A 26,547-nucleotide genomic window follows, 5' to 3' on the forward strand; every position below is an offset into this window, starting at 1 on the left:
GGTTGACGGGGGCGCGCGCTGGGCGGGTGCGGCTCGGGGCGCGCTCAGGCGACCGGCGCGGCGGCGGCCGGCGATGCCTGCGCCTGCGCGTCGGCGAATTCGCGGCGCAGCGCGGCAAGCTTGCGCAAGCCGGCCATCACGGTGTCGGCGGACAGGCCGAAGTCGACCAGACAGGCCACCTCGTCCACGCCGGCCTCGGTGAGCTGGTTCAGCATCTCGATGCACTTGGTGCGATCGCCGAGCAGCGAGCTGAAATTAAAGTAGCGCTCGAACGCGAAATCGAGGATCGACTCCTTCGCGCCCTCCAGCCGCGCGACTTCCTCTGCCGGCATCAGGCTGCGGAACTGGCGCACGTAATCTTCCAGATAGTCGGTCAGCGGCGCGCGCACCTGCCGCTTGACCGCGGCCAGATCGTCGTCGATGAAGGTGTGCAGCGTCACGGTGATCTTGCCGCCGGCCGGGTCGAACCCGGCCGCGAGCCGCTCCTCGCGGTACAGCTTGATCTTCTCGCGCAGGTCGGCCAGCGATGGCCCCATCAGGCACAGCACGTTGGCGCCGAGCCGCGCGGCGCGGCTCCAGGTCTCGCGCGAGGCGCCCGTGAGCCAGAACGAGAAGGCCGGCTGGACCGGGCGCGGGAACGTGCGGATCTCGGTGGGCTTGCCGCCCACGCCGGCCAGCGTGAGGGGTTCGCCGGCCCACAGCCGGCGGATGGTGTCGATCGCGGGCTCCAGCGTCTCGCGCCGCGTCTCGAACGCGTCGGGACGGAATGCGAAATCGTCGCGGTGCCAGCCACTCGCGAACGACAACGCCACGCGCCCGCCCGACAGGTTGTCGACGATCGCCCATTCCTCGGCCACGCGTACCGGATCGTGCAGCGGCACCACCACGCTGCCGGCGCGCAACTGGATGCGGCGCGTGACCATGGCGAGCGCGGCGGCCAGCACGGCCGGGTTGGGATAGAGTCCGCCGAAGGTCTGAAAATGGCGCTCGGGCGTCCAGATCGCGCTGAAGCCCTCGGCGTCGGCAAGCCGCGCCGCGTCCATCAGCAGGTCGTATTTTCCGGCCGTCCCGCCGGAGCCGTCGGACGAAAAAACAGCAGGCCGAAGCCGAGCGGACGGCCGGCCGGCCGGATCGTTCGCTTTTGTTCGAGCCGCGCCTGCAGCGCGGCTTTCTGCGCATCGCTCAACTGATTGATGCGTTCGTGCAGGTTGGTCATGGCAGGGTTCCTCGCTCGGGCCACGGGTCGCGCGGCCTTCGGTTCGCGGTCATGGGGCCGTTCAAGTCTGCTTCAGCAGTTCGCGCACGTCGTCGTCCGACAGTTGCGACATCTCGTTGAGCAGCGCGTCCAGATCGGCGTCGTCGGTCTTGCCGAGCAGCTTGCCGGTGATCACGTCGGACAGCTCCGCGACGGTGGGCCGCCTCAGCATGTCGGACGGGTTGATCGCCACGCCGAACGACTGATTGATGCGGCCGACGACCTGCAGCGCCAGCAGCGAGTTTCCGCCGAGGTCGAAGAAGCTGTCGTCGGGCCCGATCGGGCGATCGCCGAGCGCGTCGCGCCAGATCGCGGTCAGTTGTTCGTGCAGCGCGGCGGTGCCGTCTTCTTCTGGAGAGGCCATGGGCAGTCCTTCATCGGTGGGTTGAACGGAAGCGGAAGCGGGAACGGGCTCGGCCGCGTCGGCCGGGGCTGGCGTAGCGGCTGCGGCCGGGGTGAGCGGGCCGGACGGCGCGAGCGGTGCCCCCGTGGCAGGCGCGGCGGCCGGCACGACACGCTCGATCCAGGCGCGCCGGCGCGTGAACGGCATGGTCGGCAGCGGTGCGAGCGGGGCGCTGGCGGCGGCGTCGAGCACGCGCCAGTCGAGCCGGACGTCGAGGCACCAGAGTTGCCCGAACGCCTGCAGAAGGGCGCGTGCCTCGTCGTCGGGCGCGCCGCCGAGACTCGGCAGCACCGTATGGCGTGCTTCGACGAAGCCGCGCGCGGCGCTCGTCAGGGTGCGGCTGGGGCCGAGTTCGAGCACCACGGCGGCCGTGCCGGCCAGATCCGCGAGCGCGGCCTGCAAAGCCTGCTGGTAGCGCACCGGCGCGCGCAACTGGCCGACCCAGTAGGCCGGGTCGATCGCCTCGGCGTCGGTCAGCCGGCGGCCGGTGACGGTCGAATGGATCGGCAGCTCCGGCGCGCGCAGCGCGATGCCGTCGAAGGCTGCGCGGAAGCGTTCGAGCACCGGCTCCATCAGCGGCGAATGGAACGCGTGCGAGGTGTCGAGCCGCTTGTGGACGACGCGTTGCGCGGTCAGTTGCGCCTCGAGCGCGGCAATGCCGGCGAGGCTGCCCGACACCACGCAGGCGGCCGGGCCGTTGACGGCGGAGATCACGCAGGTCTTCGCCTCGGCAGGGCTGGCGGCCAGCAGCGTGGCGAGCGCGGTCTCGCCGAGCGGCACGGCCAGCATCGCGCCGGCCGGCGCCTGCTGCATCGCTGCCCCGCGCGCCACCACGAGCCGCAGCGCGTCGCGCAGGCTCGTCACGTTGGCGAGCGTGGCGGCCACCAGCTCGCCGAGGCTGTGACCCACCAGCGCGGCCGGCACGATGCCTGCGTCGAGCCAGAAGCGGCCGAGTGCCCATTCGAGCGCGAACAGCGCGGGCTGGGCGCCGGCGGTGGCGTCCAGGCGCAGGCCCGAGCGCGGGTCGTGGCCGTCGGCGACGAGCGCGGCCAGCTCGATGCCGTGGTCCTCGCGCAGCCAGCGCGCGGCCTCGTCGAGCCGGGCCGCGAGGTGCGGCTGCCGACTCGCCGCCAGCATGCCCATGCCGCGTTTCTGCGCGCCCTGGCCGGTGAATTGCAGTACCACCGGCGGCGCGCCGGACGCGGGCCGGTGGGCGCCTTCGGCCGGCACCGCCGGCGCGGCGCGGGCGGCCAGCCGCTCGAACTCGCGCACCGCCTCGGCGGCGTCGGCGGCCACCACGAAGCCGCGATGGCGCCGCGCGCGGCGCTGGTGCTGCAGCGTGCGCGCCGCAGCGTCGAGCGAGGGCGGCGCCGTGGCGCGCCAGACCTCGGCCAGGCGCCGCGCATAGTCGGCGAGGCCCGCCTCCGAGGTCGCGCTGAACGGCAGCAGGCGCGCGCGCGGCGGGCCGGCGTCGGCCTGCGGTGCCGCGGCGGCGTCCGGTGCCTGTTCGAGGATCAGGTGCGCGTTGGTGCCGCCGATGCCGAACGAACTGACGCTGGCGCGGCGCGGCAGCCGGTCCGCGGGCCACGGGCGCGCGTCGCGGATCACGTAGAACGGGCTGTCGGCGAGCCGCAGCTCCGGGTTGGGCGCCTCGAAGTTCAGGCTTGGCGGCAGCACGCCGTGGCGCACCGCCTGCACGGCCTTGATGAGCCCGGCGATGCCGGCGGCCGCGCCGACATGGCCGATATTGCTCTTCAGCGAGGAGATGCCGCAGAAGCCGATGCGATCGGTGTCGAGCCGGAACGCCCGGGTCAGCGCGGCGATCTCGATTGGGTCGCCGAGCGGCGTGGCGGTGCCGTGCGTCTCGACGTAGCCGATCGTTTCGGCGCCGACGCCGGCGGTGGCCATCGCCTCGGCGATCACGCGTGCCTGGCCGTCCACGCTCGGCGCCGTGTAGCCGATCTTGATCGCGCCGTCGTTGTTCACCGAGGTGCCGCGGATCACGGCCAGCACCGGCACGCCGCGTTCGACGGCATCCTCGAGTCGCATCAGCGCGACCACGCCCACCCCGGCGCCGTCGAGCGTGCCCTTCGCGGCCTGGTCGAACGGCCGGCAGTGGCCGTCCGGCGAGAGGATGCCGCCCGGCGTGTGCAGATAGCCCTCTGGATCGAACGCGGGTATCGCCGCCGAGCCGGCCAGCACCATGTCGCATTCATGGTTCAGCAGCGCACCGCAGCCGAGATGCACGGCCACCAGCCCGGTCGAGCAGGCCGTGTTGAGACTGATGCTCGGGCCGGTCAGGTCGAGCCGGTATGACAGCAGCGTGGCGGCCGAGTCCTTGCGGTTGATCATCTGCAGCGACTCGATGCCGACCGAGCGGACCACGTCGGGGTTCGGCAGCAGGTGCTCCTCGAGGTAGCGGCTCAGCCGCACGCCGGCGTAGACGCCCACCGTGAGGTCGCCGCCGGGCACGTGGCCGGCCTGTTCGAGCGCCTCGTGCGCACACTCCATCAGCAGGCGCAGCTGCGGGTCGGTGATCTCGGCCTCGCGCGTCGTCATCCCGAAGCACTCGGCGTCGAAGCCCTTCACGTCGTCGATCAGCGGCCGTGCCTTCACATAGTGCGGCGCGTCGCTCGACTCGAGCGGCACGCCGGCCGCCGCGAGTTCCTCGTCGGAGAAGCGCCGGATCGATTCGCGCCCCGCCACCACGTTGTGCCAGAGCGCGTCCGCGTCGGCCGCGCCGGGAAAGCGCCCGGCGATGCCGACCACCGCGATGCCCTCGACTTCATGATTCATGTTCGTTTCTCCCCTGTCGGCGCGCGGTGGCGCCGGTGTTGCGGTGTTTGCGCTGTTCGATTCGGCGGCGCGCGGCGGCCGACAGCAACGGTTCGCGTGCGCCGTGATCGGCGCCGCCTGGCTGGCCGCCGGGCGGGGCGATGCCGCCGCCCGCGTCGAGGAAGGCGGCCAGCAGCTCGACGGTCGGATGGCGGAACAGGTCGACGATCGGCAGCTCGCGGCCGAAGCGTGCGAGCAGTGCCGCTTGTACCGAGATCAACTGCATCGAGTTGCCGCCCAGCTCGAAGAAGCTGGTCCGGGTATCGATTTCGTGATGGCCGAGCGCATGTGCCCAGATCTGCGCGATGCCCGCCTCGGTGGTGCTGGCCGGCAGGTGCCGGACCTCGCGGGAGCCGGTCCGTACCACGGGCTCGGGCAGCCGGCGGCGGTCGATCTTGCCGGTGATGGTGGTCGGCATCGCGTCGATCACCTGCAGCGAGACCGGCACCATGTAGGACGGCAGCTCGCGTTCGAGATGGCGGCGCAGCGCGCGCTCCGGGTCGTCCGGCGCCGTGCCCAGCACCACGTAGGCGGCCAGTTGCGGCTGGCTGTCGGCGTCCTCGAACACCTTGACGGCCGCGTGCTCGACGCCGCTCATGCGCCCCAGCGCGGCCTCGATCTCGCCGGGCTCGACGCGGTTGCCGCGGATCTTCACCTGCGCGTCGGTGCGGCCCATCAGGTCGATGCTGCCGTCGTCGAGCCGGCGGCCGATGTCGCCGGTGCGGTAGAGGATCGGGCCGTGAGCATCGGCGCTCGCCGCGAACGGGTTCGGGATGAATGCCTCGGCGGTGCGCCCGGTGTCGTTCGCATAGCCGCGCGTGATGCCGATGCCGTCGATATGAACCTCGCCGAACGTGCCGATCGGCACCTCGCGCCGATGCGCGTCGAGGACCCGCACCTGCGTGTTCGGATTCGGCAGCCCGACCGGCAGGCGCGGCAGCCGCAGGTCGCCGCGGGTCACGAGGTGGTTGGCCGAGGTCATGGTGGCCTCGGTCGGCCCGTACTGGTTGACGATGCGCAGGTCATCGCCGAACACAGCCCAGGCGCGCGTGCAGTCCTCGGCGCTCAGCCGCTCGCCGCACGGCATCAGCGTATCGAGCCGCAGTTCGCCGGGCGCGCCGCGCGTCTCCGCGACTGTCAGGATCGAGCGCAGCAGGGTGGGCGTGATGCTGAACACCTTGCTGATGCGCTCGCGCGCGAGCCGCGTCAGCAACGCGGCCGGATCGCGCGCGACCTCGGGCGGCAGCAGCACGGCGGCGGCGCCGGCGGCCCAGGCGCCGAACAGGTCGCGCACCGACGGATCGAAATTAAAGTTCGTGATCTGCAGCACGCGATCCTCGGGCCGCACCTCGCGCGACTCGACCAGGAACACGAGGTCGTGGGCGACACCGCGGTGCGGCACCATCACGCTCTTGGGCGTGCCGGTCGAGCCCGAGGTGGTGATGACGTAGGCCAGATCGCCGGGAGCCGGATCGCGGCGCGCGCCCATCGCGCCCGGCGCGGGCCGCGAGGCCGCGCACGGGTCGATCACGGTGCCCGTGAAGCCGAGCGTCGCGGCTCGTTGGCCGGCCTCGGCCAGCAGTACCGTGATGCCGACCGAGTGCAGGATCTGGCGAATCCGCTCGTCAGGCCATTCGGGATCGAGGGGCACGTAGGCGCAGCCGGCCACGAGCGTGCCGAGCAGCGCCACCGCGCGGGTCATCGAGCGTCCCATCAGCACGCCGACCGGCGCCTCGCGCGGTACGTTCTCGGCCAGCAGCGCGCCAGCCAGCCGTTCGGCCGCCTCGAGCAGGCCGGCGTAGGGTAGCGAGGCGTCGCCGTCGATCACGGCAGCCCGGTCTGGCCAGCGCGCCGCGCTGGCCCGCACCAGCTCGACGATGGTGGCTTCGCGCGGCGCGCGCGAGACGCGCGCCGGCAGTGCGGAGAGTTCGTCGGCGAGCGCTGGCGAGAGCAGCGCGAGCTCGTGCAGCGGGCTGTGCGGGGCGGCGGTGACCTGTTCCAGCACGAAGCGGTACATCTCGATCAGGCGCCGGATGGTGGACGGCGCGAACAGCGCCGTGTCGTATTCGACATAGCCGGACAGCCGGCCGTCGCGCTCGAGCAGGTGCATGTTCAGGTCGTACTTGGCCGAGCCGGGCAGCGCATCGATCCGCTCGACGGCGAGCTCGGGCATGTCCAGCCCGTCGAGCGCGCCGGTGTCCATCACGAACAGGATCTGGAACAGCGGTGCGTAGGCTAGGTGGCGAGCCGGCTTCAGTTGCTCGACGAGTCGCTCGAACGGCATGTCCTGGTGCGCGTAGGCATCGAGCAGCGTGCGTCGCGTGGCATTGAGCAACGCATTGAACGGCTGCGTGTCGTCGACCTGCTGGCGAATCACCAGCGTGTTGACGAACAGTCCCACCAGATCCTCGAGTTCGGGGCGAAGCCGGTTCGCCACCGGCGTGCCCACCACCACCTCGGCGCGTTGCGTGAGCCGTGCGACGAGCGCCTGGAACGCGGCCAGCGCGAGCATGAAGGGCGACGCGCCGTGCCCGCGCGCGACCTCGGCGAGCCTGGCCGAAAGCGCGTCGGGCAGCACGAACGGCTCGGTTCGCCCCGCGTGCAGCGCGACCTCGGGGCGCCGGTAGTCGGTGGGCAGCGTCGAGAGTTCGGGCAGCCCGGCGAGCTGGCTGGTCCAGTAGGCATCGAGCCGCGCGAGCCGCTCGCCGGACAGCCAGTCGCGGTGCCATTGCGCGTAGTCGAAGTAGCTGACCGGCAGCGGCGGCAGCGCGGCGTCCGTGCCCGCGCGTGCCGCCGCGTAGAGCGGGCCCAGCTCGTCTCGCACGATGCCGGCCGACCAGCCGTCGCAGACGATGTGATGCATCGACAGCACCAGCACGTGCTGGTCCGCGCCCGTGGCGAGCAGATGGGCGCGCAGCGTGGTGTCGCGCGCCAGGTCGAACGGCCGGTTCGCCAGTTCGCGAACCGTGGCGGCGAGCGCGTCCGGCGCCACCGGCACCGCGGCCAGCGCGGCGAACCCGGGTGCGCACGGCGTCTGGACGGTGCGTTCGCCGTCCGCCGAGAACGCGACCGACAGCACCGGGTGGCGCGTCACCAGCGCGTCGAGCGCGCGCCCGAGCGCGGCCACGTCGAGCGGCCCCACGAGCTTCAGCGCGATCGACATGTTGTAGGTCGAGGCGCTGCCCTCGACGCGCGCGAGGAACGCCATGCGCTGCTGCGCGGGCGAGAGCGGATACGGGGCCGCCGCGTCGCGGCGCGCGATCGGCGCGCCGTCGAATCGGCCGGCGGCTTCCGCGGTCACCTCGCCGGCCACCTCGCGGCCGGCGTCCGGCACCGCGACGCCGCGCGCCGCGAGCCGTTCGGCCAGCTCGCGCACGGTCGGTGCCTCGAATACGTCGCCGATGTCGAGCGCGAGGCCGTGATGGTTCACGAGCCGGGTCACGGCCCGCGTGGCGAGCAGCGAGTGGCCGCCGAGTGCGAAGAAGCTGTCGTGACGCCCCACGCGCGCGAGGCCGAGCAGCTCGCGCCAGACCTCGGCGATGCGGGCCTCCAGCGCGCCCTGCGGCGCCTCGTGGGGCGGCGCGTCGGCCGTGGGCATGGTGCCGGCGTCGAGCGCGGCCAGCGCGCGCCGGTCGAGCTTGCCGCTCGGGGTGAGCGGCAGCGCCGCGAGCGGCACGATCGCCTGCGGCACCGCGAAGGCCGGCAGCCGGCCGCGCACGGCGCCGAGCAGGCGCGCGGCGTCCAGGCCGGTAGCGGCGCCCGGCTCGGCGACGACGAACGCGAGCAGCCGCTCGTCGCCGGCCTCGCCGCGCCTCACGCTGGCGGCGGCGCGCGCCACGCCCGGCTGTGCCTCGAGCACGGCCTCGATCTCGCCCAGCTCGATGCGAAAGCCGCGCAGCTTGGTCTGCAGGTCGCGGCGGCCGAGGAACACGAAATCGCCGTCGGGTCGCCGCCGCACCCGGTCGCCGGTGCGATAGAAGCGCTCGCCGGGCGCGGCGAACGCGGGCACGAAGAAGAGCTCGGCGTTCAGCTCGGGGCGGCCCACGTAGCCGTCGCCGACGCCGATGCCGCCCACCAGCAGCTCGCCCGCCATGCCGTCGGGCACCGGCCGGTCGTGTTCGTCGACGGCCACCAGCTTGAAGCCGGGCAGGGCCGCGCCGATCGGCACCACGGCCGGCCAGTGGTCGAGCGACGTGGGCAGGCGCTTGTAGGCGCAGACGTCCGAGCATTCCGTCGGCCCGTAGGTGTTGACAATCTCGGTGCGCTGCGGCGCCTCGCGCAGCCAGTCGTCGAGCGGCCCGAGCGAGATCGGCTCGCCGCCGAGGAACGCGTGGCGCAGGGTCTCGATGCCACGCCAGCCGTTGGCCGCGTCCGCCTCGACGATCGCGTAGAACATGCTCGGCGTGCAGTTGACCACGCTCACGCGCTGCCGCGCGATGTCGGCCACCACGCTCGGCGCATCGAAATCGGCGCGGCTCTTGATGATGAGCGTGCCGCCGTGCAGCAGCGGCGCGAACAGGTTCTTCTGGGTCAGGTCGAAGCTGAGCGCGCTCAGCAGCAGCACGCGGGTGTACGCGTGGAAGCCGAAGGTGTCGGCGTACCAGTGCAGCAGGTTGACGAAGTTGCGCTGTGTGACGACGGCGCCCTTGGGGCGGCCGGTCGAGCCCGAGGTGAAGATTACGTAGAGCGGCAGCGCCATCGGGTCGGCACCGGGCGCGAGCGCGAGTTCGGGCGCGTGCGCCGGCTGCGCGGCCGCCTGCGCGTGCAGCTGCTCGAGCGCGAGCACGGTGGTGCCGCCGAGCACCGGTGCGGGCGGCTCGACGATCGTGAGCGTGGGTCGCGCGTCGTCGACCATCGCCTGCAGGCGCTCGGCCGGGTAGGCCGGGTCCATCGGAATGTAGGCGGCGCCTGCCATGCCGATCGCGAGCACCACGGCGACCAGGCGTGCCGAGGGCGGCAGGCAGACGCCCACGCGGTCGCCCGGTGCCACGCCGGCGGCTATCAGCGCATGCGCGTAGCGGTTCGCGAGCGCGTCGAGTTCGCCGTAGCGCAGGCTGCCGCCGGGCGCGATGATCGCCAGCGCCTGCGGCGTGCGCGCGGCGGCGGCGGCGACCAGCGCGTGGACCGGCACGGGCGGCCGCTCGACCGTGTTGTCGCGCCATCCGCGCGAGAGGCGCGCGAAGTCGGCGGCCTCGCTCGGATCGAGCTGGCCGAGCGGCCGTTCGGGCGATGCCGAGGCATCGGCCACGAGTCGCTCCAGCAGCAGCAGGTAGCGGCGCGCGAGGTCGGCGATCCAGCCGCCGTCGAAGCGGTCGGCACGGTATTCGAAGGCCAGTTCGGCGTCGTCGCCGTCATCCTCCACCAGCAGCGTCAGGTCGAACTTGGTCTGCGACGGCGCGAGCGGCAGCGCGGCGACCGCCAGCGCGTCGAGCGCGAACGAGGCGGCCGAGGCCGGCTGCATCGCGAACATCGCCTGGAACAACGGCGCGCCGGCCGGCCGGTCGATCGCGCGCAGCACCTGTTCGAACGGCAGCTCGGCGTGGATCAGCGCATCGCGCACGGTGCTCGACGCCGCCTCCAGGAACTGGCCGATCGGCCGGTCGAGCGCGCAGTCGAAGCGCAGCGCCACGGTGTTGGCGACGAAGCCGACGAGGGCCTGCCATTCGGCGTGGGTGCGGTTCGCGATCGGCGTGCCGATCACCACGTCCTCCTCGCCAGCGTAGCGGCTGAGCAGCGCGGCGAAGCCCGCCACCAGCAGCGTGAAGCGCGTGAGCCGGTGTTGCCGCGCATGTGCGTCGAGCGTCTCGCGCAGCGCGGCCGGCAGCGCCAGGCGCAGCGTGGCGGCCGGCTGTTCGGCCGAGCCGGGCCGGTCGGCCGGCAGCGCGAGCGCGGGCGCGGGCCGCGCGAAGCGCTCGCGCCAGTAGTCGCGCGCCGCGCGCTGCTCGCGCGAGCCGAGGCGCCGCTGCTGCCAGCGCACGAAATCGGCGAAGCGGCGGCCCGGCGCCGAGCCCCGGCCCGTGCCGTCGCCATGGCTGCCGTGGTTGCCGGTTCGGGCGGACAGGCCGGACGTAACGGACGTAACGGACGTAGCGGCCTTCGCGCGGGCCGCCGCGTAACCGGTGGCAATCTCCTGCATCAGCAGGCCCACCGAGACGCCGTCGCAGCAGACGTGATGCAGCACGATTACCAGCAGATGGCGCGCGTGGCCGGTGCGCAGCAGGCGCACCCGGCACGGCCATTCGGCGGCCAGATCGAAGCGGCGGTCGGCCTCGCCGCGCGCGAAGGCGAGCGCGTCCAGCTCGCTCATGTGCGTCATCGGCAGCGAGAACGCGTCCGCCGCGTCGACGCGCGCCAGCCATTGCCCATCCGCCTCGACGAAGCGCGTGCGCAGCGCCTCGTGGTGCCGCAGCACGGCCGCGAAGGCGTGCGCGAGCGCGTCCGTGTCGAGCGCGCCGTCGATCGCGAACAGGGCCGGCAGGTGGTAGGCCGCGTGGTGGGCGAGCCGGCTGGCCAGCACCATCTGCTGCTGGCCGTCCGACAGCGGGCCGTCGCCGGCCGTGTCGCCGCCATCACCGGCATCGGCTGCCGCCTCAGGCGGGGCGACGTCGCGCGCGCGGGCCGCCTGCGCGTCGAGCGAGTCGAGCAGGTCGAGGATCTCGGCCTTGCGGTCGCGGATCTGCTCGATCAGGCCCGCCGTCAGCATGCCGGGTGCGGCGTCGGCGGCCAGCTGGCCGGCCTTCGCGTAGAGGCGGATGCCGCGCTGCTGCAGATCGGCCACGAAGCTCACGGTACTCACAACAGCACCTCCTCCCGGGCGCCGCCGGGCTCGTCGGCGGCGCCGGAGCGCGCCGCCAGTAACGTGATGTAGGCGGCCAGGTCGGCCACCGTGGTGCGCTCCAGCACCTCGCGCAGGGGAATCTCGACGCCGAAGTGCTCGCTGCAGCGCGTGAGGATCCGGATCGCCTGCAGCGAATGGCCGCCGAGTTCGAACAGGTCGGCATGAATGCCGAAGCCCTGTAAGCCGAGCACCGCCTCCCAGATCGCCAGCACCGCGCGCTGCGCGTCGCTGGCCGGCGCGGCGGCGGCGTCATGCGCGACCGGGTCGAAGCGCGGCAGCGCGGCGCGGTCCACCTTGCCGCTCGCGTTGCGCGGCAGCGCCTCGAGCAGCACATAGCCGGCGGGACGCATGTAGCTCGGCAACGAGGCGGCCGCGAACTCGCGCACCGCGTCGATGCCGCCGGCCTCTCCCGGCACGTCGCCGCTGGCCAGGTAGGCGACCAGCAGCGCGTCCTGGCCGTCGCCGCCGTCACCGGCCGGCGCGGTGTGACGCGTCTGCACCACCACGGCATCGCGCACCGCCGGGTGCCGCAGCAGCACGGCCTCGATCTCGCCGAGTTCGACGCGGTGGCCGCGGACCTTCACCTGGTGGTCGCGCCGGCCCGACAGCACGATGCGGCCGTCGGCCAGCTGGCGGCCGATGTCGCCGGTGCGGTAGAGCCGTGGTTCGAGGTCGGCCAGCGCCGGCACCGGGACGAACGCGTGTTCGGTCAGGTCGGGCCGGTGGCGGTAGCCGCGCGCCTGGCCGTCGCCGGCCAGGTACAGCTCGCCCGCCACGCCCACCGGCACCGGCTCGCCCTGCGCGTCGAGCAGGTAGACGCGCTTGCCCGGCAGCGGCGTGCCGATGGTGTCGAAGCCGCCCGGCTCGCGCAGCACCGCAGTCGAATAGACGGTGTCCTCGGTCGGCCCGTAGAGGTCGTAGACCTTGCCGATCGTGCCGCGCGCGTACAGCGCGTCCACCAGCGACTGGCGCAGCGGTTCGCCGGCAAGGTTGACGGTCACCACGCTGGCCGGCAGCCTGCCCGTCTCCAGCAGTGCCGCCGCCGCCGACGGCACGGTGTTGATCAGCGACACCGGGGTGGCGGGCGGCGTGGCCGGGTTCTCGCCGATCACCACGCAGCCGCCGTGCGCGAGCGGGCCGAACAGCTCGAACACCGAGATGTCGAACGCGATCGAGGTGCCCGCGAACACGGCGGCCAGCTCGTCGGCCGAGTAGCTGGCGCCGATCCACGCGAGCAGCGACAGCACGTTGCGATGCTCGATCTCCACGCCCTTCGGGCGCCCGGTCGAGCCGGACGTGAACAGCACGTAGGCAAGGCTGTCGCGGCCGCCGCCAGCGTCGGGCGCGACCGGCGAGGCGGCCGCCGGCGCATCCGCCGCGAGCGCCTCGGGCGTGACCCAGGTGCAGCCGTCGTCGCAGAGCGCGCTCTGCAGCGCGGCGGGCGCGACGATCAGCGTGGCCTGCGCGTCGTCCAGCATCTGGCGCACGCGTTCGGCCGGCACGCCGAGGTCGATCGGCAGATAGGCGGCACCGGCCTTCCAGATCGCCAGCAGTATCACCGGCAGGCGCACGTCGCGCGGCAGGCCCACGCCCACCACGTCGCCGTGGCGCACGCCGCGCGCGTGCAGCGCGGCGGCCAGCGCGTCGGAGTCGTGCCGCAGCCGCGCATAGTCCAGGTGTTCGGTGTCGGTGCGCACGGCGATGCGCTCGGGCACGCGACGCGCCATTGCGTCGATCATCGCGTGGACCGTGGTGTGCTCCGCTGCCACGTTCGTGCCGGCCGGCGCGGCCGGCAGCGGCCGGTGGTTCCACGTCACGAATTGCCGCTCGCGTTCCGTCGCCTCCAGCAGCGCGGCCCGCGCGACCGGCTGGTCCGGCCGGGCGATCAGCGCGCCGAGCAGCGTGAGGAAATGCGCGGCCATGCGCTCGACCGCGGCGCGCGAGGCGAGTGTGGCGTCGTACTCGAAACGCAGCACGAGCCGCTCGCCGGCCTGGATCGCGACCAGCGTGAGGTCGGTTTGCGCGGCCGGGGTGGGCACCGGGAAGCTTTCGAGCGCGAGCGTGTCGACCGTGAGCGGCTGGCCCGCCGCGCCCGCCAGCAGGTCGGCGGCCTGCGGCAGGCGGTTCAGGTTGTGATAAGCGAACAGGATGCGCGAGAACGGATGGCGCACGTCGGCGTCACGCCGCGCGAAGCGCCGCGCCAGGTCGATGAACGGCGTGGCGCGGTGGGCGAGCGCGCCGGCCACGGTCTGCTTCATCGCGGCGAGCAGCGCGGTGAACGGCAGCTCGCCGTCCACCGCCTCGCGGATCACCAGCAGGTTCACGCCGTAGCCGACCCAGTCGTCGAACTCGCTGCCGGGCCGCACGGCCGCCGGCGTGACCACCGCCAGGTCGCGCTGCGCCGTGTAGCGGTGCAGGAACGCGAAGAACGCCGCCAGCAGCGCCATGTTGCGCGTCACGCGCTGGCCGGCGCAGAGCGTGTCGAGCGCGCTCGTCAGCGCGGCGTCGAGGTCGATGTCCACGCTCATGCCCGCGCCGGCCACGTGGCCCGCCGGGGTTTCGCCGGGCAGTGCCAGCGGCAGCGCCAGCGGTTCGATCGGGGTGGCGAGGCGCGCGGCCCAGTATTGCCGGTCGGCCTGGGCCCGCGGTTCGTGCAGCAGCGCGGCGAGCCGGGCGCGATAGTCGGGCGCGGCGGCCGCCGCGGTGGCGCGCGCCGGCAGCGGACGGCCCTCGGCGAGGCACGCGTGGAATTCGGCGAAGTCGGCCAGCACCGTCTGCAGCGAGCCGAGATCGGCAACCAGGTGATGGGCGATCAGCACCAGCACATGATCGTCGGGCGCGCGGCTCAGCAGTTCGGCGCGGAACACGGGGCCGCCGAACAGGTCGAGCGGCACGCCGGTGGAGGCGACAATGCGCGCGCGCAGCGCATCGTCGGACTGCCCGGCGCAGTTGATCACGTCGAGCAGTCCGGCTGACGTCGTTGCCGGCTGCTGCCGTATCTCGCCGTTGCCGTCCTCGACGAAGCGGCTTGCGAGGTTCGGATGCGCGACCGTCAGCGCCGCGAGCGCCTCGCGCACCTGCGTGGCCGAGAGCGGCATCCGGATTCGCAGCGGCAGCACCAGGTTGAAGCAGGGCGAGGACGGGTCCCACAGCTGCGCCGTCCAGATCGCTTCCTGGTAGGGCGTCAGGGCGGTGGGGTCGACGGCGGGCGGCGGGGGCGCGGCCGCCTCGCCGCCGGTTGCGCCATCGGTCGCGCCCCCGCCGTCGAGCGCACGTGCGGCCAGCTCGCGCGCGAGTTCCGCCACGGGCCGGTCGTCCATCAGTTCGTCGAGTGCCACTGCCACGCCGAATTCGCGCGCCAGGCGGGTCTGCAGATCGACGAGCGCGAGGGAATCGAGGCCGAGCGCGAGCGCGGAGGCGGCCCGTACCTCGGGGCGCGCCGCGCCCGCCGCGCCGAGCATCGCGGCGATCACGCGCTCGCTCAATGCCTCGACGCTGTCGACCGGCACGAGCGGTGCGGCCGGCATCGCCGCCGCGGGGGCCTCGGCGCCCGCCCCCGGCCGCGCGCGCGCGAGCACCGGCAGCTCGCCGTTCAGGTAGTGCTGGCGCACCAGCGTGCGCTGGTTCTTGCCGCTTGACGTCTTGGGCACCACGCCGGCCTGCACCAGCACCAACTCGTGAAGTGGAATGCCGTGCGCGGCCGCCACCGCGGCGGCGGCACGCCGCCCGGCCTCCTCGGCGTCGAGCGATTTGCGCACGGCGCGCTGGATCTCCTGCACCACCACCAGGCGCTCGCCGTCCTCGCCGTCGATCGCGAATGCCGCGCCGCAGCCGGCGCGGAAGTCGGCGCTGCTCTGCTCGACGGTCTGCTCGATGTCGGTCGGATAGTGGTTGCGCCCGCGGATGATGATCAGCTCCTTGAGCCGGCCCGTCACGTAGAGTTCGCCGCCGTCGAGCAGGCCGAGATCGCCGGTGCGCAGGAACGGCGGCGAGTCCTCCCCGGCGATGCGGGCGTCGAACTGGGCGCGCGTGTCGTCCTCGCGGTTCCAGTAGCCGTCGGCGACGCTGCCGCCGCGCACCCAGATCTCGCCGATCTCCCCGGGGCCGCTCACGCGCAGGCCGTGCGGATCGACGATGCGCACCTGCTGGTCGCCGCCCACGCGCCCCGAACTCACCAGCTCGGCGGCAGGCTGCCCGTCGACCGCGTCGATGCAGCGCCCGGCCTGCAGCGCGAGCGCGTCGACGCGGCGCGTGAGCGCGCCGGCACCGGGCACGGCGCCCGACACGAACAGCGTGGTCTCGGCCATCCCGTAGCACGGGAACATCGCGCCCGCATCGAAGCCGTAGTCGGCGAACGCCGTCGCGAACTTGTCGAGCGTCGAGGCGCGGATCGGTTCGGCGCCGTTGAACGCGACGCGCCACGAGGACAGATCGAGCCCGGCCTTGTCGGCCTCGGCGATGCGCGTCGCGCAGAGTTCGTAGGCGAAGTTCGGGCCGCCGCTGGTGGTGGCCCCGTAGGTCGAGATCGCGCGCAGCCACTTGAGCGGCTGCTGCAGGAACTCGAGCGGCGACATCAGCACCGACGGGATGCCGAGATAGACGGGCTGCAGCACGTTGCCGATCAGGCCCATGTCGTGATACAGCGGGCACCAGCCGACGAACACCGTGTCCGGACCGTGGCGGAAGCCCTCGCGGATCGCGCGCTCGTTGGCGAGCAGGTTGCGGTGCGTGACGCGCACGCCCTTGGGGCGGCCGGTGGAGCCCGAGGTGTATTGCAGGAACGCCAGATGGCTGGCGGGCAGCAAGGCCCCTTCGGCGTCGGATACCACGCCCGGCGCGGCCAGCAGCGCGTCGGTGCCGATCACGCTCGCGCGCGACGGCACGTCGGCCTGCGCGATCTCTTCGCTGATCGCCTCGACCAGATCGTCGCTGGTCAGGATCGCGCCAGCGCCGCAATCGGCGATGATCGCTGTGAGCCGGTTGCGTCGCGTGGCGCGACCCGACGGCGGATAAGCCGGCACAGCCGCGCAGCCCGCGTAGAGGCAGCCGAAGAACGCGGCGATGAAGTCGAGCCCGGGCCGATAGAGCAGCAGCACGGGCCCGCCGCTCGGGCATTCGCGCGCGAGGCGGGCGGCGATCGCGGTGGCGCGCCGGTCGAGTTCGGCGAAGCTTAGTTGCGGTGCCTCGACGACACCGTCGGTCAGGAACCGGAACGCGGTGTCGTACGGCTTGACGGCTGCCCAGTGACGCAGGCATTGGCCAAAGTTGTGAAGATGATCGAACCGACTCATTGTGGCTTCAAAGGCATTCATCGTCGCGCTCCGGTGCGGCATCGAGGTAATTCGCTTGAGAAGGAAAGGGCGTTCTCGGGCCGCTTGCGCGGACCCGATGTCACGGCGTGTCGGACGGGAGTCGGCCTCGGCGCGCGCGCTCGTCAGACGGCGCCATCGGACTGCCGCGAGAGGGCCGGATGCCGGCGCCGCGCGGCCCAGCCGAGCGCCACGCAGGCGGCCAGCGAGAGGGCCGCGTAGCCGCTCCAGTAGAGCGACTTGCTCGCGAGCCGCGCATAGTATTCGCCGCCGAGCGTGCCACCCAGCAGCGAGCCGAGCAGCGCGGTCAGGCCAAGCATGCCGAACACGGTGCCGGCGTACTGGCGCGGGATCGAACGGTTGGCCGTCACATCGATGGTCGGGTCGATGATCATCTCGCCGATCGTATAGACGGCGATCATCAGGCCGAACCACAGCGGCCCAGGCAGGCCGGCGAAGCCGGCGAAACTCGCGCCCACGATCGCGAAGCCCGCCGCCAGCATCGCGTGCGCGGACCAGCGCCGCGCGAGCCACTGAGTGAGCGGCAACTGCAGCGCGATGATGACCACTGCGTTGATCGTGAAGATCAGGCCCGAGGCGGCCGTCCCGTACTGCTGGTTCGCGTGCAGCGGCAGCGTCAGCTCGAGCTGCATGTAGATCGCGTAGAACACCACGTTGACCAGCGACATCGCGAGAAAGCCGCGGCTTCGCAGGATCTCGCGCACCGCCGCGCCGAACGAATACGTCGGCGCGGCCGGCCGTGACCGGGCCGATTCCGGCCGCGAACGCGTCGCGCCGCGCGCCGCGACGACGAAAAACGCCAGCACCATCGCCTGGATCGCCGCCGCGGCGAGGAAGATCATCGTCGGCGAGAGGCGCATCAGCACGCCGCCGAGGATGCCGCCGGCCGCCACGCCGAGATTGTTGAAGACGTTGCGCGTGGCATAGGCGAAGTGGAGCTGGTCGTCGGTCACGACCTTGGCCAGTACCGATTTCGAGGCCGGGATGAAGAGCGCGGCACTGCCGCCCAGCAGCGCCGCGCTGACCAGCAGCCCGGCGTCGTGCGTGAACAGCGCGAGCCCGAGATAGGACGCGATCCGCAACACGTTGCCGAGCACGATTGCGACGAATTCGCCGTGGCGGTCGGCCAGGTAGCCGCCATAGAGGATCAGCCCGCGCTGGCAGGCCGATTTGACGGTCAGCACAATGCCGGCGAACGCGACGCTCAGGCCAATGTCCTTGACCACATAGACGGCCAGGTACGGGATCACCATGAAGCTGCCGGCATTGATCAGCAGTTGGAATAACAAGATCAGCCGCGCGACGGGCGGCAGCGCGAGGATCCGGGACAGCGTGGACATGGAAGGGCTCCGGGATTCGAGGGCTAGGCGGCCGGGCTCGCAGCCATCAGCGTCAGGCGGTGGATTTGCCCACGCACGTGAAACACCTCCGGACCACGCTGCATCGACAGGCTGCGTGCAGCGCGCTCGACCAGCGTGTCGTCGACGCGGTCGGGTGCGGGCCAGTGCAGCACCAGGCGATTCACGCCGGGCACCAGCGCATCGGCGGGAATCATCGTTTCGGCACGGCTCCAGGCGGTGCTGACGGCAAGCGTGCCGACCGTGCGTCCGTTGACGCTGACCAGGCAGCGGGCCGGCCCGTACAAGCCGCGCGGGGCCCGGATCACGGAGCGCAGCACGGCGCCGGCATGGCCGTCCGAGATCACGGCGAAGTCCGATTCGCCGCCAACGGCCTGGTAGTAGCCCGGGTTCTCGTGAAACGGGCGAAGCGCCGCGTGGTGCCGTGCCGCGTGCTGCGGCTGCAACAGGTCCTGCGTGGTGCCGGGCCGCAGATAGGCGTCGAACAGCTGCGCATGCCAGGCTTCGCGCACGCCGGTCTCGCCGTGGCGCGCCAGCGCCTGAACCATCGCCGACTTCAACTCGTGGTCAGCCAGGTGCGGGTTGAGCTTGAAGCCCATGTAGCGCTCCACTTGCGCGATGTCGAGATCGTCGAATGCCTGGTGCGTCCAGCGCGGCTGCAGGCAAGTCTCGAACGCGAGGAACGAGCGGTACCAGCGCCTGACGTCGTCGGGCGCCGTGTCGATCGCCGAGTCGACCCAGTGCGCGATGATCTCGCCCGATTGCCCCCAGTTCGCGTTGTGGATCGCCGCGAGAAACATGGCGCTGGCCCGGGCGCGCGCCGACAGCGCATAGGCCGGCTTGTCGTCGGCCTTGTCGGGGCCAGGCTTGCCGCAGCCGAGCGCGGCCACCACGGCCGCCGCCGCATGCCGCGCGAGCGTATCGATACCGAGTTCGGTCAGGTGGCAGTAATCGAGGAAATGCTCGCGGCCCGGCAGCGCCCCCTCTTCGGCGATGCGCTGTGGCAGATCCACGACGGCGATGCCGGCCGCAGCGGCGTGCCGGCGCAGGGCGTCGATCGAGCGCGTGTGCATGCCGGGCGCCTGCGGCACGGGCAGGATCGCCGCCATGTCGCGTGCCTTTTCGAGCCAGGGCCGCGCGGCCGGCGCGCCCTGTGCGTGCAGCAGCGCCTGTGCCTTCAGCCACAGGCTGTGCGAGGCATGGCCGCCGTCGAGCCCAAGCATTGCGTCGGCCGCACGTTCGAGGCGCGTATCGTCGCCGGCCTCGCGGGCCGCCTCGGCCTCGGCGCGCAGCGCCTCCCATTGCGCGAGCGCCGGCCCCGACAACAGGGGCGGCGCCTGCGTGAAGCCGGGCTTCCAGTCGCGCAGGTTGAATTCGGGGATCGCGAGCACCAGCTTCGCGCCGGTACTCGTGCCGATCCGCGCGAGCGTGCCGACGAGCCGGGCGGCGAAGCCTTCCAGCGCCTGCTCGAGCGTCGCGACGAGGCCCGCGATCCCGTCGGCGCGCAGCGCTGACGACAGGCCCACCAGATCGACGTAGCCGAAGATGTCGCCGGCCGACAGCCAGTTGTTACCGGCGAACAGCACCAGTGCGTCGGGCTGCAGCAGCTCGGCGGAGAGCGTCGAGATCTCGACGCTCTCCGTGAAGCTCATGTTGGTGCGCGCCAGGTCGAGCACCTGCACCGAGGATGCGGAGAGTCGCTCCAGGTGCTTGTGCAGCACGCCGGCGGGCGTCAGGTAGGGGTCGTAGAGGAAGCCGCGTCCGGCCGACTCGCCGACGAACACCACGCGCCGCGCCGCGCCGTCCAACTCGAAGTGCTCCAGGTCCGCCCAGGTGCGCCAGTTGCCCTGCGCGTCCTTGATGCGCTCGAAACGCTGCGGATGATCGGCGACGCGCCGCCAGCAGCCGATCGTGTCGCCGGCCTCGGCCGGCTTCGATACGGCAAGCCCGGCGGGCGGCTTCGTCGTGGTGGCAGCCGGAAGGGCAGTGGCTTCGCCGAGCACCAGCGACTTGACGAGGTCGATGATCTCGGGTGCGTCTCGATTATCACCAATTAGTTGTGCCAAACGAATTAGAGTGGGAGATGTCATCGGGTACTCGCCTCCTAGATGAAACTGTAGACGTTGTGGGCGATGCCCGACGAGACCAGCGGGGCGGTGTCGCCGAAGCGCTTCAGCCAGATTTCGGGCACTTCGTCGCGATCGATCAGCGCGTCCTCCACCACCAGGCAGTCGATCGCCGAGCGCAGGAAGCAGATCAGCGCGTCCTCGACGGTGCGCACGATTGGCTCGTCCTTCAGGTTGAACGAGGTGTTGAGCAGCAGCGGGCAGCCGGTGCGCTGGTGAAACGCCTCGATCAGCCGCGCGTAACGCGGGCTGACCGCCTCGTCCACGGTCTGCACGCGTGCAGAGCCGTCGACGTGCGTGATCGAGGGCAGCTCGAGCGGCGAGCGCGTCTGGCAGGTCTCCAGCATGAATGGCGACGGATAGGCCAGATCGAAGTGGCTCGACGCGTGCGCCTTCAGCACCGACGGCGCGAACGGGCGGAAGCCCTCGCGCTTCTTGACGGCCCGGTTGATTCGCTCCCGCATGTCGGGTACGCGCGGATCGGCGAGGATCGAGCGCGCGCCTAGCGCACGCGGGCCGAACTCCATCGCGCCCTGCACCCACCCGATCACCTTGCCCGCAGCGAGCCGTTCGGCGACGGCATCGACCAGCGCGGCCTCGTCACCGGTGAATGATTGCCAGCGTGCGGGCGAGTTCTCCAGCAGACGGCTCACCTCGGCGCTCTCGTTGGCGCTGCCGAGATAGACGTGACGCAGCTCTCCCAGGCCCGGCGCCTCGCCCGTCAGCAGCACGTGCCCGAGCGCGGCCGCACCGAATGCGCAGCCGGAATCGTTGGAGGCCGGTTGCACGAACAGGTTGCGGAACGGCCCCTCGCGGTGGATCCGCCCGTTGGCGACGCAGTTGAGCGCCACGCCGCCCGCCATGCAGAGGTTCTCGGACGGCACCAGCGCGTGCAGATAACGGACCTTCTCGAGCAGCAGTTCCTCCAGCACCAGTTGCAGGCTGCGCGCCACGTCGTAGTGGAAGCTGTCGAGCGCCGCGCCGCGCTGGCGCGCCGGGCGGCCGAACAACGCCTCCAGCGCGGGGCTGTACATCACATCCTCGCCGATGAAGGCGAAATATTGCAGGTTGAGCTCGAAGCTGCCGCCCTCGCTGCACCTCACCAACTGCCGCATCGGCTCGGTCAGCGTCGGCTTGCCGTACGGGGCGAGGCCCATCACCTTGTATTCGCCCTCGTTGACCTCGAAGCCGAGATAGGCGGTGATGGTGCTGTAGAGCAGGCCGATCGAATGCGGAAAATCGACTTGCCCCAGCAGATCGAGACGGCTGCCTCGACCCTGCGCGAACGACATCGTGTTCCACTCGCCGACGCCGTCGACGGTCAGCACCGCCGCGTCGTCGAAGCCGGCGTAGTAATAACTGCTGGCCGCGTGCGAGCGGTGGTGCTCGAAGCACTCGACGCGGCCCTCGAAGCCGAGCACCTCGCGAATGTCGTGCATGACGATGGCCGGATCGACCTGGCGGCGAAACGACAGGTTCGGCCGCGCGTGCAGATGCGGCAGGCTCATCGCCAGTTGCCGTTCGAGCTTGCGGTGCGGGTTCTCGTAATAGGCGATGCAGTCGATATCGACGATATCGAGGCCGGCGGCATCGAGGCAGTGGCGCAGCGCGTGCCGCGGGATCGACGGATCGTGCTTGAGTCGCGTGAAGCGCTCTTCCTCGGCCGCGGCGACGAGCTTGCCGTCGACCAGCAGACAACAGGCCGCGTCGTGATAGTGAGCCGATATGCCGATAACGTTCATCTAGCGTTCCTGGTGAAGGCGGGCGTGAGCGCGGCTTATTCCGCGCGCGGCTCGGTGGCGAGCACGCCGAGCTGGATGAACAGCTCGCGTACCGTGTAGATGGAGCTGATCGCGTACGGGTAGCCGGCGAACAGCGAGTTCTGTTCCAGCGCGGCGAAGATCTCATCGGGCGTCCAGCCCACCTCGAGCGCGGCCTTCGCATGGAACTGGATCAGCCCCGAATACGCGTTGATCGCCGCCAGCGTGGTCAACGTGATCAGCGTGCGCAGCTTGATCGATAGCCGCTCGTCGCCGAAGTAGTCGCCGTAGGACTCGACGTTGATGTCGTGATAACGCGGCGACACCTCGCGCAGCTTGTTCAGCACGAGGTCACCATTGTCGGGTTCCAGGGCCTTGATGGCAGCCAACCCCAACTTGTACCGCTCACTCCACGCCGATCTGTCAATCATGAATCACTCCCGTTGGTTGTCGATTGAGACTCGATTTCAAGGTGTCACGAATAGCCGGATTCGAGGTTCGGTACCTGCGTTCCGAAGGCCGTCAGGGTTCTCGCCACCTCCTTGCGCAGCACGTTGAGCAAGGTCAGCTTCGAGATCTGGACGGCGAGCCAGAGCACGATCACGCCGAGCAGATAGCTGAGGGGAATCGACACGAACGGGTTCGGGAAGCGCTCGCGCATGCTGAGCGCGACGATCGCGATCAGTGGCGTGGCCAGCAGCACGATCAGCAGCAGCTGGTAGAACAGGATCTTGCCGTGCATCGCCTTCTTCATCGAGTAATGCCAGACCCGATGCTTCTCGTCGGCCGTGCAGGCGCGTAATTCAGGTATCGAACGGTAGTTGAAGTAAATCATGCTCGCATTTCGAATTTCAGCGTGAAATAAATCGGGTGAATTGAAGCAAATTTTGCTCCAATTGGAGCTGGCAATTGCATTTCTTAAATGCCAGGGTTGCGATGAAGGTTAATCGATTGCTTACGAATCAATTAAATCGGCTCAATATCACAAAATGCGAACTGGCCGCGATCATGGCACAGCGTGGACCAGTAGCGGCTTCGTAAGCGACGCTACCCGCGAGCCCCGCTGGTGGTGGAGCACCGCCGCCCAGACGCCGAATTCGCGGAGACCCTCCGGCGGCTTCGGCAGGCATGCGACGCGGATACAACTGAGCACTCGCGCTGTCGTCGGTCGTCAGCACCCAATCGCACTGCAATGGTGCGCCGGATGCTTAATCAGGTAATGCTGAACTGTTTATTGACCTTTAGTCGCTTTTCAAAAACTATATTCACCAAGATTGTGCATTAATTGACTGAGATTAGTTTAGCAGCAAATTCCGATAGGCGTAAATGCAAAATTAAACGGTTGGTATAAATTTATGGATTTAAGCCGGTACCAGTAAATATCAAAATGAAACGCCGCACCGGCACGCGAGAGCCGGCGTGGCGCCGAGGCGAAGGGGGCGGGAGGTTCGGCAGAGGAGCACACGCCGCGAGACCGCGGCGTGCGCATGAAGGCGTTCAGTTCGCGGCCAGATCGAGATGGAAGAAACGGTTGAAGCCCGTGGAGGTGTAGTCGCCGAAGCGTTCGCCCTTGATGAAGCCGTGGCGCTGGTACAGCGTCACGGCGGCCTCGAACGCATCGCCTGAACCGGTCTCCAGGCTCACACGCGTATAGCCGCGCTCGCGTGCAAGGTCGAGTAGGTGCGTGAGCAGTCGGGAGGCCACGCCGCGGCGCAGGTGCGCTGGATAGGTGCGCATAGACTTGATTTCACCGCGGGTGGGCGAGAGTTCGCGCAGTGCGCCGCAGCCGAGCAAGGTGTCGTCCTCCCAGGCGGTGAAGAACGCGATGTCCGGCTGCTTGAGGCCGGATAGGTCGAGCGCGAATACGCTGTCCGGCGGAGAGTTCGCATGCATGCCCTGCAGGTGCAGACGCAGAAGATCCTTGACCTGCGGATGTTGGAAGTCGCCTGGTTTGATGATCATGGAAAGAGTCCCGTCGTCTTTCGGCAGTAGAGGGGCGCCGCGCAGAGGATGCCGCGCGGCGGGCAGATGTACGGTGCGTATCGGAGGTCGGGCGCGGCGTCAGTATCGCATTCACCAAAATGGCTGGGCAGCCATGGTCATTCTGTTTTCGCGCCGGCCATTGCGCGTCGGTTCGATTCATTTTCCTCGGTAAGGATGCTTGTCCTGAGCTGAATCGTGTCGCCAAACGGCACGTGAGTTTCCGTGCTGCTTTCTGCTGCGGACAACTTTTCTGATAGCCCACACGTACAAAGGTACAGTGCTGCATGGTCAAGAAAACATCTCCCGAACAGCGGCGCGAACTGGGCGCCTTTCTCACCAGCCGGCGTGCGCGACTGCAGCCGAAGGACTTCGGCCTCCCGGATGGCCCGCGCCGCACGCCCGGCTTGAGGCGGGAGGAAGTCGCCGTCCTGGCCGGCGTCAGTGTCAGTTGGTACACCTGGCTGGAGCAGGGGCGCGATATCCAGCCGTCGGTCGATGCGCTGGAGCGCATCGCCAAGGTCATGAAACTCGATCGCGTGGAGTCGTCCCACCTGTTCGCGCTGTCGACGCGGGAGGCGCCGACCGCCGCGTCGTCCGGCGAGACGGAAGTGAGCGCCGGGCTCGAACAGTTGGTGCGCGCCATCAATCCGATCCCCGCCTATGTCCGAAACGCGCGCCTCGACATCCTCGCGTGGAACGACGCGATTGCCGACTTGTTCGTCGATTACGGCTCGTTGAAGCCGCACGAACGCAACACCTTGCGCTTGCTCTTTCTGTATCGGCCGTATCGCACCTTGATTCTCGACTGGGAGCAGATGGCGCGCGGCATGATTTCGGCGTTCCGCGCCGCGCGTGCCCGTGCCACGGACAAGGCCCCGTTCGACGAACTCGTCGAGGAACTGTCCGGCGAGAGCGCGGAGTTTCAGGATTGGTGGAAGGACATCGACGTGAAGGGCTTCGACGAAGGCAGCAAACGGCTTCAGCATCCGACCGCCGGGCATATTTCGTTCACCTACGTCGCCTTGACGCCGGAGGGGCGGCCGGACCTCTCGCTGGTGACGTATATCCCCAAGATCGCTGCCTATGACCGGCAGTCATAGGATTACAAGACGCCTTCTTCGCTGAATCGAGACTCCCTACACTGACCTTCATCGCAGCACTGAACGCTGCTCAATCAAAGGTCATGGAGGTCGTCGATGTCAGTCCCCGCCACGCTGTCGAACCCGCAAGCAGCCGCTGTCGCCGTTTCCCGCAATCCCGCCACCGGCGAATGGATTGAAAGCTACCCGTTCCAGACGCCGAGCGACGTCGAACGCATTCTCGACGAGAGCGCGGCGGCGTTTCGCCTCTGGCGTGCCACCCCGATGCGCGAACGCGTGGCCGCCTACGGCCGTCTGGCCGCCGAGTTGCGTGGCAGGACCGACACGCTCGCCGCGCTGATCACGGCCGAGATGGGCAAGACGCTCGCCGCCGCCCACGCGGAAATCGAAAAGTGTGCGAGCACCCTCGACTGGATCGCCCAGAACGGCCCGGCGATCCTCGCGGACGAACCGGTCGACGTCGATGGCGACGATCAGGTCCACGTGTCCTATCTGCCGGTCGGCACGATCCTGGCCGTGATGCCCTGGAACTTCCCGTTCTGGCAGGTGATTCGCGCATCGGGGCCGATCATGCTGTCCGGCAATGGCTTCCTGCTCAAGCACGCGCCGAACGTGATGGGCTGCGCGTATGCGCTCCAGGCGGCGTACGAGGCGGCCGGCTTCCCGAAAGGCCTGTTCGCCAACCTGAACACCGACAACGACACGGTGGCCCGCGCAATCCGGGACGACCGGATCGCGGCCGTCACGCTGACCGGCAGCATGCGCGCCGGCGCCGCCGTGGCGGCCACCGCGGGGCAGGCCCTGAAGAAGAGCCTGCTCGAACTGGGCGGCTCGGATGCGTTCATCGTGTTGGCCGATGCGAACCTCGACCTGGCCGTGAAGGCCGCCATCGAGGCCCGCTTCCAGAACGCCGGGCAAGTGTGTCTGGCGGCCAAGCGCTTCATCCTTGAAAAGCCGATTGCCGAGGCGTTCACGCGCAAGTTCGTGGAGGCCGCGAAGCGGTTGATCGTCGGCGATCCGCTCAACCCGGACAGCGCGATCGGCCCGATGGCCCGCGCGGATCTCCGCGACGAACTGCATGGCCAGGTCGAGCGGACGATCGCCGCCGGCGCGACGCTCCTGCTCGGCGGCACCAAGCTGGACGGTGCGGGCAACTTCTACGCGCCCACCGTGCTGGCGAACGTGATGCCCGGGATGGCCGCGTTCGACGAGGAGACGTTCGGCCCCGTGGCAGCCATCACCGTGGCCGAGAACGTGGAGCACGCGATCGAGCTGGCCAATACGAGCGACTACGGGCTGGGCGGCAACCTGTGGACGCAGGACGTCGCACGTGCCCAGCGCATCGCGCGTCGTCTGGAAACGGGCGGGGTGTTCATCAACGGCTTCTCCGCGTCGAACGCCCGGATTCCGGTCGGCGGCGTGAAGAAGAGCGGGTACGGCCGCGAGCTGTCGCATTTCGGCCTGCGCGAGTTCACCAATGCCCAGGCCGTCTGGGCCAAGACCGTGAGCTGAGTGCATCGCTCGACAACGCAACCCTGAAACCCGAAGAGAGCCCACAT

The 26,547-nt window shown here is 70.3% G+C and carries 13 protein-coding genes; 2 read left to right on the plus strand and 11 right to left on the minus strand.

Annotated elements, in window-relative coordinates; translation table 11 throughout:
- Window positions 1-44 precede the first annotated feature (44 nt).
- The 11 genes from AB4850_RS00675 to AB4850_RS00725 all read right to left on the minus strand — a co-directional run bounded on the left by AB4850_RS00675 (window position 45) and on the right by AB4850_RS00725 (window position 23,867).
- On the minus strand, window positions 45-1,043 hold the full coding sequence (locus AB4850_RS00675; protein WP_414440705.1) for a MupA/Atu3671 family FMN-dependent luciferase-like monooxygenase: 999 nt from the start codon (window positions 1,041-1,043) through the stop codon (window positions 45-47).
- Window positions 1,043-1,216, minus strand: a complete 174-nt coding sequence (locus tag AB4850_RS00680) for a hypothetical protein (protein WP_414440706.1) — start codon at window positions 1,214-1,216, stop codon at window positions 1,043-1,045. The genes AB4850_RS00675 and AB4850_RS00680 overlap by 1 nt, the downstream gene beginning before the upstream one ends.
- A gap of 61 nt (window positions 1,217-1,277) precedes the next feature.
- Window positions 1,278-4,454, minus strand: coding sequence for a type I polyketide synthase (locus AB4850_RS00685; RefSeq protein WP_414440707.1), 3,177 nt, complete (start codon window positions 4,452-4,454; stop codon window positions 1,278-1,280).
- Window positions 4,444-11,289: an amino acid adenylation domain-containing protein gene (locus AB4850_RS00690; RefSeq protein WP_414440708.1), complete on the minus strand. Its 6,846-nt coding sequence runs from the start codon at window positions 11,287-11,289 to the stop codon at window positions 4,444-4,446. Before AB4850_RS00690 ends, AB4850_RS00685 begins: the two co-directional genes overlap by 11 nt.
- On the minus strand, window positions 11,286-16,622 hold the full coding sequence (locus AB4850_RS00695; protein ID WP_414440709.1) for an amino acid adenylation domain-containing protein: 5,337 nt from the start codon (window positions 16,620-16,622) through the stop codon (window positions 11,286-11,288). Before AB4850_RS00695 ends, AB4850_RS00690 begins: the two co-directional genes overlap by 4 nt.
- 143 nt (window positions 16,623-16,765) lie before the next feature.
- Window positions 16,766-18,001 carry an MFS transporter gene (locus AB4850_RS00700; protein ID WP_414440710.1) on the minus strand — a complete coding sequence of 412 codons (1,236 nt, stop codon included), beginning with the start codon at window positions 17,999-18,001 and terminating at the stop codon, window positions 16,766-16,768.
- Window positions 18,002-18,024: 23 nt separating this feature from the next.
- Window positions 18,025-20,109, minus strand: coding sequence for a hypothetical protein (locus AB4850_RS00705; RefSeq protein WP_414440711.1), 2,085 nt, complete (start codon window positions 20,107-20,109; stop codon window positions 18,025-18,027).
- 14 nt (window positions 20,110-20,123) lie between these two features.
- Entirely contained in the window at window positions 20,124-21,887 is a 1,764-nt protein-coding gene (locus AB4850_RS00710) for a carbamoyltransferase (RefSeq protein ID WP_414440712.1), read from the minus strand.
- Window positions 21,888-21,922: 35 nt separating this feature from the next.
- A complete protein-coding gene (locus AB4850_RS00715; protein ID WP_414440713.1) occupies window positions 21,923-22,336 on the minus strand; it encodes a carboxymuconolactone decarboxylase family protein in 414 nt (137 codons plus the stop codon).
- 44 nt (window positions 22,337-22,380) lie between these two features.
- Complete coding sequence (locus AB4850_RS00720) at window positions 22,381-22,740, minus strand: hypothetical protein (protein WP_414440714.1); 360 nt, start codon at window positions 22,738-22,740, stop codon at window positions 22,381-22,383.
- A gap of 662 nt (window positions 22,741-23,402) precedes the next feature.
- Entirely contained in the window at window positions 23,403-23,867 is a 465-nt protein-coding gene (locus AB4850_RS00725; protein WP_414440715.1) for a GNAT family N-acetyltransferase, read from the minus strand.
- A 305-nt stretch (window positions 23,868-24,172) separates the two neighbouring features.
- Between AB4850_RS00725 and AB4850_RS00730 the strand changes: the two genes are divergently transcribed.
- Both AB4850_RS00730 and AB4850_RS00735 read left to right on the plus strand, forming a co-directional pair.
- The gene (locus AB4850_RS00730; protein ID WP_414440716.1) at window positions 24,173-24,988 is read left to right on the plus strand and encodes a helix-turn-helix transcriptional regulator; all 816 of its coding nucleotides are present in this window, start codon (window positions 24,173-24,175) and stop codon (window positions 24,986-24,988) included.
- A gap of 96 nt (window positions 24,989-25,084) precedes the next feature.
- Complete coding sequence (locus tag AB4850_RS00735) at window positions 25,085-26,500, plus strand: NAD-dependent succinate-semialdehyde dehydrogenase (protein ID WP_414440717.1); 1,416 nt, start codon at window positions 25,085-25,087, stop codon at window positions 26,498-26,500.
- Window positions 26,501-26,547: the final 47 nt, after the last annotated feature.

Origin of the sequence: Burkholderia sp. 22PA0106, assembly GCF_047497155.1 — a bacterium.
In the GTDB taxonomy this organism is placed as follows: Bacteria; Pseudomonadota; Gammaproteobacteria; order Burkholderiales; family Burkholderiaceae; genus Burkholderia.

What these genes read in the sequence shown, in the direction of transcription:
- AB4850_RS00675 (WP_414440705.1), bottom strand. Translation starts at nt 1,043, where the DNA reads ATGGACGCGGCGCGGCTTGCCGACGCCGAGGGCTTCAGCGCGATCTGG.
- AB4850_RS00680 (WP_414440706.1), bottom strand. Translation starts at nt 1,216, where the DNA reads ATGACCAACCTGCACGAACGCATCAATCAGTTGAGCGATGCGCAGAAA.
- AB4850_RS00685 (WP_414440707.1), bottom strand. Translation starts at nt 4,454, where the DNA reads ATGAATCATGAAGTCGAGGGCATCGCGGTGGTCGGCATCGCCGGGCGC.
- AB4850_RS00695 (WP_414440709.1), bottom strand. Translation starts at nt 16,622, where the DNA reads ATGAGTCGGTTCGATCATCTTCACAACTTTGGCCAATGCCTGCGTCAC.
- AB4850_RS00700 (WP_414440710.1), bottom strand. Translation starts at nt 18,001, where the DNA reads ATGTCCACGCTGTCCCGGATCCTCGCGCTGCCGCCCGTCGCGCGGCTG.
- AB4850_RS00705 (WP_414440711.1), bottom strand. Translation starts at nt 20,109, where the DNA reads ATGACATCTCCCACTCTAATTCGTTTGGCACAACTAATTGGTGATAAT.
- AB4850_RS00710 (WP_414440712.1), bottom strand. Translation starts at nt 21,887, where the DNA reads ATGAACGTTATCGGCATATCGGCTCACTATCACGACGCGGCCTGTTGT.
- AB4850_RS00715 (WP_414440713.1), bottom strand. Translation starts at nt 22,336, where the DNA reads ATGATTGACAGATCGGCGTGGAGTGAGCGGTACAAGTTGGGGTTGGCT.
- AB4850_RS00720 (WP_414440714.1), bottom strand. Translation starts at nt 22,740, where the DNA reads ATGATTTACTTCAACTACCGTTCGATACCTGAATTACGCGCCTGCACG.
- AB4850_RS00725 (WP_414440715.1), bottom strand. Translation starts at nt 23,867, where the DNA reads ATGATCATCAAACCAGGCGACTTCCAACATCCGCAGGTCAAGGATCTT.
- AB4850_RS00730 (WP_414440716.1), top strand. Translation starts at nt 24,173, where the DNA reads ATGGTCAAGAAAACATCTCCCGAACAGCGGCGCGAACTGGGCGCCTTT.
- AB4850_RS00735 (WP_414440717.1), top strand. Translation starts at nt 25,085, where the DNA reads ATGTCAGTCCCCGCCACGCTGTCGAACCCGCAAGCAGCCGCTGTCGCC.